The sequence below is a fragment of the Salinicola salarius genome (assembly GCF_002179555.1).
Lineage (GTDB): Bacteria > Pseudomonadota > Gammaproteobacteria > Pseudomonadales > Halomonadaceae > Salinicola > Salinicola salarius_A.
Genome location: NZ_NHOU01000132.1, coordinates 1 through 526, shown reverse-complemented (window position 1 = coordinate 526; position 526 = coordinate 1). Strand labels below are relative to the sequence as shown.

Below are 526 nucleotides of genomic sequence, written 5' to 3'. Positions count from 1 at the left end.
ATGGATATTACACGAAAACTTTAGATCAGGTGCTTACCTTCTTGTAATATCTTGTTCGCTGTATCTTGATGTCCCGGAGCGGCAAAGGCGGGGGCAGTGATAGCCACGGCAAGCGCTAAGGTCAATGCTTGAATTCCACGGTTCATGACAATCTCCTAAAAGTTGGTACAGCCTAAGTATGTGCGACGAATCTGAACTGGAGCTGAAAACGATACGAATATTGATGGATAAACTTGAAAAGCGAATCCGGTAATGGGATGGCGTAAGTCAATTGCACTAAGTGAATGTTTTCTTTGCGGTTCTGCTTGTTCTATCACATTGCAATCCTTTCACCAAATTAGATAGATCTTCAGATGTTCATGCCACGACACCTCGTCCGACCTATGATAGCACCACTTATGTTAAACTCTGTTTCTTTATAGCCTCTCTGTATTTCGAACGTTTCTCGAATCTGCTCGAAGATTCAGACCACTAACGGTGTTTAAAATGACTGAAAAGGTTTGGTGCATAGGAAATGATATTTCTA

The 526-nt window shown here is 41.8% G+C and carries 1 protein-coding gene; it reads right to left on the bottom strand.

The window, feature by feature from the left end:
- Positions 1-20: 20 nt before the first annotated feature.
- Positions 21-146, bottom strand: coding sequence for a hypothetical protein (locus tag CCD76_RS20560; RefSeq protein WP_256961400.1), 126 nt, complete (start codon positions 144-146; stop codon positions 21-23).
- Positions 147-526: the final 380 nt, after the last annotated feature.

Excerpts from the sequence above, each read along its gene's own strand:
- CCD76_RS20560 (WP_256961400.1), bottom strand. The coding sequence starts at position 146 with ATGAACCGTGGAATTCAAGCATTGACCTTAGCGCTTGCCGTGGCTATC.